At 39.3% G+C, this 5,344-nt stretch carries 2 protein-coding genes and 2 pseudogenes; 2 read left to right on the forward strand and 2 right to left on the reverse strand.

Features of this window, described 5'->3' with window-relative positions; genetic code table 11:
* Positions 1-136 precede the first annotated feature (136 nt).
* Positions 137-586: pseudogene (locus RMY32_RS22705) on the reverse strand (hypothetical protein); the annotation flags it as partial.
* A gap of 17 nt (positions 587-603) precedes the next feature.
* A complete protein-coding gene (locus tag RMY32_RS22710) occupies positions 604-3,177 on the reverse strand; it encodes an ATP-binding protein (RefSeq protein ID WP_322713680.1) in 2,574 nt (857 codons plus the stop codon).
* Positions 3,178-3,583: 406 nt separating this feature from the next.
* Between RMY32_RS22710 and RMY32_RS22715 the strand changes: the two are divergent.
* Positions 3,584-4,327 (forward strand): annotated as a pseudogene (locus RMY32_RS22715) (Uma2 family endonuclease).
* A 150-nt stretch (positions 4,328-4,477) separates the two neighbouring features.
* Positions 4,478-5,200 (forward strand): hypothetical protein, encoded by a 723-nt coding sequence (locus RMY32_RS22720; RefSeq protein ID WP_322713681.1) that lies wholly within the window; start codon positions 4,478-4,480, stop codon positions 5,198-5,200.
* The last annotated feature ends 144 nt before the right edge of the window (positions 5,201-5,344 follow it).

Here is a 5,344-nt window from a genome sequence, read left to right on the forward strand (position 1 = left end):
CAATAGGTCATCAGTGATAGCATAAATTGTAATTATTTCGTTTAACATTACCCCTCCTAATTTTTCCTCTGGAGGGGATTTTATTGCTTATGCAATGCCACCTGAACACCTGCAAGCATAACTAGCAACTTGGGTTACTACCAAATTCAAAAGTTAAGCGCGTATTGGGATAATTGTAACTGTAATTGCTTGGTCGCCATTCGCAGTTTGGATCGCAGAGAATTGCAAGGCTTATTGCTGGTCGATCGAAGCGGTCAAATATGCGAAAATTGTAGGTAAACATCCGCTTGCTAAAGTTATCTTCTTTTTGTCCCTGAATTTCAACATGGATTAATAACCACAGTTCTTCCCCTTGGGTTTGCCAAACTTTGACTAATTGATCGGCATATCTCTTACCCTATTCAGCTTCACGAGCTATCTGTTGAAATTCTTTATCTAGAAATTCGTAGGAACGTTCCCAATCAATTAATGCAGAAGTTTCTGGAAAAAAGAAATGCATTGCTTGGGGAAAATAAGCTTCTATAATTTCTTTCCAAGGGCTATCAAAATCAGCGCGTAGGGGTAGCCCTTCGTAGACATCGCTCATATTAGTTATATCATTTTTCAAATTATGGATAGACTAGCAGTACTTGCAGTCGCTAATTTAGAACTTTGATTAATCGGAATCTCAACCCAAAATTCTGCTCCCTGTCCAGGTTCGGAAATACACCAAATAGCTCCGTTGTGTTTTTCTGTGACAACTTGAGCGCTAATTGCTAATCCTAATCCGGTGCCTTTACCTGCGGCTTTTGTAGTAAAGAAAGGGTCAAATAATCGTTGCTTAACTGCTTCGGTCATGCCAGGGCCATTATCTGCAATTTTGACAGCTATCCGATCCAAGTTGCGTAACTGAGTACGAATTACAATTTGGCTGGGTTTAGTTTCTATCTCCTCCAGAGTTCGCTTACTGTTATAACTATCCAGGGCATCAATGGCATTACCAATCAGATTCATAAATACCTGATTTAATTGTCCGGCATAGCATTCTACTAAGGGAATATCACCATATTCCTTAACTATTTCAATTCCGGTATTTCCAGACGTTTGTTTGAAGCGATTTTGTAAAATCAGTAGTGTGCTATCAATACCTTCATGAATGTTGACAGGCTTCATATCTGCTTCGTCAAGTCGAGAAAAATTCCGCAAGGAAAGAACTATTTCACGAATGCGATTAGCTCCCATTTTCATTGAAACTAATATTTTAGGTAAATCTTCAGCCATAAAGTCAAGGTCGATAGCTTCGATATGAGCTTGTACTTCAGGTGTTGAATGAGCATTAGACTGTTGATAAAGTTCTACTAGTTCCAACAAACCCAGTGTATATTCACTTACATGGGTCAAATTGCCGTAGATAAAGTTAACTGGGTTATTGATTTCGTGAGCAACTCCAGCCACTAATTGACCTAAACTCGACATTTTTTCGGTCTGAATCAGTTGGGCTTGGGTTTCTTTGAGATTGTGCAAAACTTGGTTGAGTTGTTCTGCCTGAATAGTGGCAGCAGCAGTAGCAGCGCGGCTTTGATTATATAATTGGGCTTGGTCAATAGCGATCGCTAACTGGTCAGCCACACCTCGAATAATTTCCACCTCATCATCACTCCAGGGGCGAAGCTCTCTACTATGTTCGCAGACAATCACACCCCAGTGACCCGACTGAGTTTGAACTGAAACTGTTAGTAGAGACTTAAAGCCCAATGTCACAAGTAAATTCCGACTCTTGAAATCAAGCCATGAATCTGTCGCAATGTCATCAAAGCAAAGCAAATTTCCTTGCATAACAGCCTCACTTATGGCTTCCACATTCTGGATAGGAGAACAGCCTAAAAGTTCTGTTAAATCGGGAGCGCAAGCTTGCTGACTCAGTTCCAAGCTAGTAGATTCATCTTCTTGATGACACCAAAAAAATTGGCATCGATCGATCTGGAGCAGTTGCCGAACTTCAACTACTACTGTACTCAAAATCGTATTTAGATCCAGCGAGTTGCGAATTTGACTAGATAGACGAGTTTTAAGAATTTTTTCTCGCTCAACTAGCTTTCGTAATTCAACTTCAGATTGCCTTAACTCTAGCTGGGCCATATTACGATTAACACTAGCTCTTGCTAGTAGCCAAGAACCAATGCCAATTAATCCTACTAATCCAGCATATAGCAGTAGCAATTGACTCAAAAATCGGTTTGATTTGGTCGTCAACGTCTCTGGCGATATCCGCGAGACAATCTTCCAGTGATAGGATTTAGGATCGATTTGATTTTCGCTTGATGCAAAAGCTTGTCCTGCTCCTGTACTAGATTTTTGCCCTTCGACAAGTGGGTAAACTGTGGTAAAAGTGAACATTCCCTCAGCAGTTTGGAATTGTCCCGATTCTTGTTGAGAAATCTGCTGCCATGCTTGGGGAAAAGTTTTACCAAAAGTGCGGTTTTTGCGATCGGGAAACATAAATCCCCATTCATCTTCAGGCTTCATCCCTTTTAACCAATAACCATCGGCATTCAACAGCATTTCCTGGCTAGAGGTATTAGCGAGGACTTGATTCAAATTGTCTAGCAGTTTGGCACCGAAATAATTCAACACCACAATACCTCGTTTCTGTCCACGACTATCAAAAACAGGAGTGCCAAAGCGGATCATTGGCTTGGGGGGTTGTTCAATCCGATCTTGTTCGATGTTGAGGTCAAGGGGAGAGACAAACACTTGTCCTTGGTTCAGGCGGAAAGTGTCATTAAACCAGTAGCGCTTGGCTTGTACTTGCAGTTTTTCTTCGGGGACAATCCCTGGTTCACCCTGGTTAAAGTTGACTCTGATAACTTCCTTACCTGATTGATCTAAAAAGCGAATTTGGTTGTAAAGTTTTTTATATCGAGAAAATAATAAGAATTCTTTGGAAAGTGACTGTAGCTCATTTTGTTTAGAAATAACCATCAAATCTGAAACAACCGAGTGAAAGTCTGCGCTGATTACTTTTGTTTGTAAATCTACCTTCCTGAGTTCATTGATTTTTAATATAACTTTCTCAGTTTGTTCTTGTTGGTAGTAGATAGTCCCTACAACACTCCCAGCTAAGACTGACAATGGCAAAAAAACCATTAGGAAGTTTTTGATTAAAACTTGAACTCGTGAATGGATGTGTGGTGACATATCTGATACTTAAGTAAAACTCCAAAATAGAGCTACAAATCAACTAAGTTCCAGCTACGCCACATTTTCTGAGTCAAGGTTGAGAGAAGACTTTTTCTCTTGGTAGGTATAGGTAATCAGTCCAGCTACCAAATTCACCATGAAATTGAATACTTTGCGATTTCTGGAATGTTCTAGTTGAACAATGTTCTGCCCTTTTTTGCTATTGTCAGTTAGACACTCTGGGAATCAGTACCGAAAAACCACGGATATAAAGTAAATATTTTACACTTATAAGTATTTTTATGCTGATAAAAAAGACACAACACGATGTCTATGCTAAAAATGGCTTTTCATGCTTGCCATGCGATCGCACATCAATAGATTACGTACAATCTACCTAGAATCAGATTTGGCAAAACCGCTCATGTTAAACTACAATCCACTGCATTGTTTGCCATCTTCCGAAGAACTACCCGACTCAGATGATACTGCTGTGGATAATGAACTCCAAAATTTAATTCCCGGCTTGCTGAAAACGATCCTGGCTTTGGTTTGGTGCGTTGGCGCAGCCTGCCGTAGGCATCGCTGGGATTGGTTCTTTGGTGTTGATATGGGTATTTATTATCACCCTGACAAACCAGCTATTGTCCCTGATGGGTTTCTCAGTTTAGGAGTTAAACGTTTCGTTGATGAGGATTTACGCCTAAGTTATGTACTGTGGGAAGAAAAGAAACTGCCTATTTTAGCGCTAGAAGTTGTTTCCCAAATATATCGAGAAGAATATAGCACCAAGAAAGAATTTTATGCCAAAGATTTAGGAATTTTGTACTACGTTGTATATAGTCCCCTGCGGCGGAAAAAGACACCTTTGGAAGTGTATCGCTTAGTCGATGGGGAATATATCTTAATGTCAGGAAATCCTGTTTGGCTGCCAGAAATTGGTTTAGGAATTGGGCGATAACGGGGAATTTATCAAGGTATTGTGCGGGAGTGGCTGTACTGGTATGACGAAGAAGGGCAAAGATTACTAACACCAGAAGAACGCATTAGGGAAGCGGAAGAACGCACAGTTTTTGAAGAACAGCGACGAGTGGAAGCAGAACAACAAGTGAAAATGTTAATTGAAAGATTAAATGTGTTAGGTGTCGATCCAGAAACTTTGTTATAGATTCACCAGATTTTTTAATTTTCGCTGCCTTTATGTTAATTAGCTTCTTGGCTAGGGAATTATATATATAAAGCAACTAATAGCTTGACGGTACAAATCGTCATAACTGATTGCTCAATAAATATATTTACCAAAACCTTCATCAAAAATATGGAAGTTAAATTAGGATTTGGAGCAGTCCCAAAACCTCAATATGTCTTTGTCAAAAAAGACAACGATCACTGCTGGTATATGCTCTCAGAAAATGAGCAAAAAATCCCTATTTATGACAAAGCTTTGACTGGGGTGATAACCGAAATCAAAATTGATAAACAAGTTGAAACTGCCTTTGGAAAAGTTGGAAAAATAGATTTATCTATTTTGGCAGACAAATCTTATATTGTCCGCTCAGGAAAAGACTCTTACTTTTCTAAAAGCTTGTTACTGTCTTTGGATGCTCTTACTTCTGAACAACTGCGTAATCCACTTACTATTAGCGTTAGCCCAGGAGATAGTAATGTAGTTTTTTGTAATATTTACGATCCAGTAACTTATCGCTCTATAGGTGTTAGTTGGGATGGACATAAAGAATTAGATTGGCAAGCTTTAGGACAAAGAGTAAGTTTAAAAATTAATAATATTCATAATTTTAATCAAGATAAAAATCAATCTCAATCAGAAGCAATTGACAATATAAAAACGTCTGAACCGCGTGATGGTTTTATAGCTAAAACTGACACATATTTAGCCCAATTAAATTGGACTCCAGAGCAGGGAAGGGAATATTTACAGCAAAAATATGGTAAACGATCGCGTCTACAACTCACTGATACAGAAATTCTGGATTTCATTGATTACCTGAAGCTACAACTAACCCAAAATTGCCCAACTTAGCTGCTATTAACCCAAGTTGCGGGTTATCAAGCTGTGGGTACTTTGCACTTGAATAGTCGTGCGCTCGTTCAGGACGAAGTGGCGGTTGCACGTCGCGCAACCGCCACCTCAATTAACTCAAAAATACAGATACTGAATTAGATT

Origin of the sequence: Nostoc sp. ChiSLP03a, from assembly GCF_034531215.2 — a bacterium.
Taxonomy (GTDB): domain Bacteria; phylum Cyanobacteriota; class Cyanobacteriia; order Cyanobacteriales; family Nostocaceae; genus Nostoc.

Coding starts and splice junctions, on each gene's coding strand:
- RMY32_RS22720 (WP_322713681.1), top strand. CDS start 4,478: ATGGAAGTTAAATTAGGATTTGGAGCAGTCCCAAAACCTCAATATGTC.
- RMY32_RS22710 (WP_322713680.1), bottom strand. CDS start 3,177: ATGTCACCACACATCCATTCACGAGTTCAAGTTTTAATCAAAAACTTC.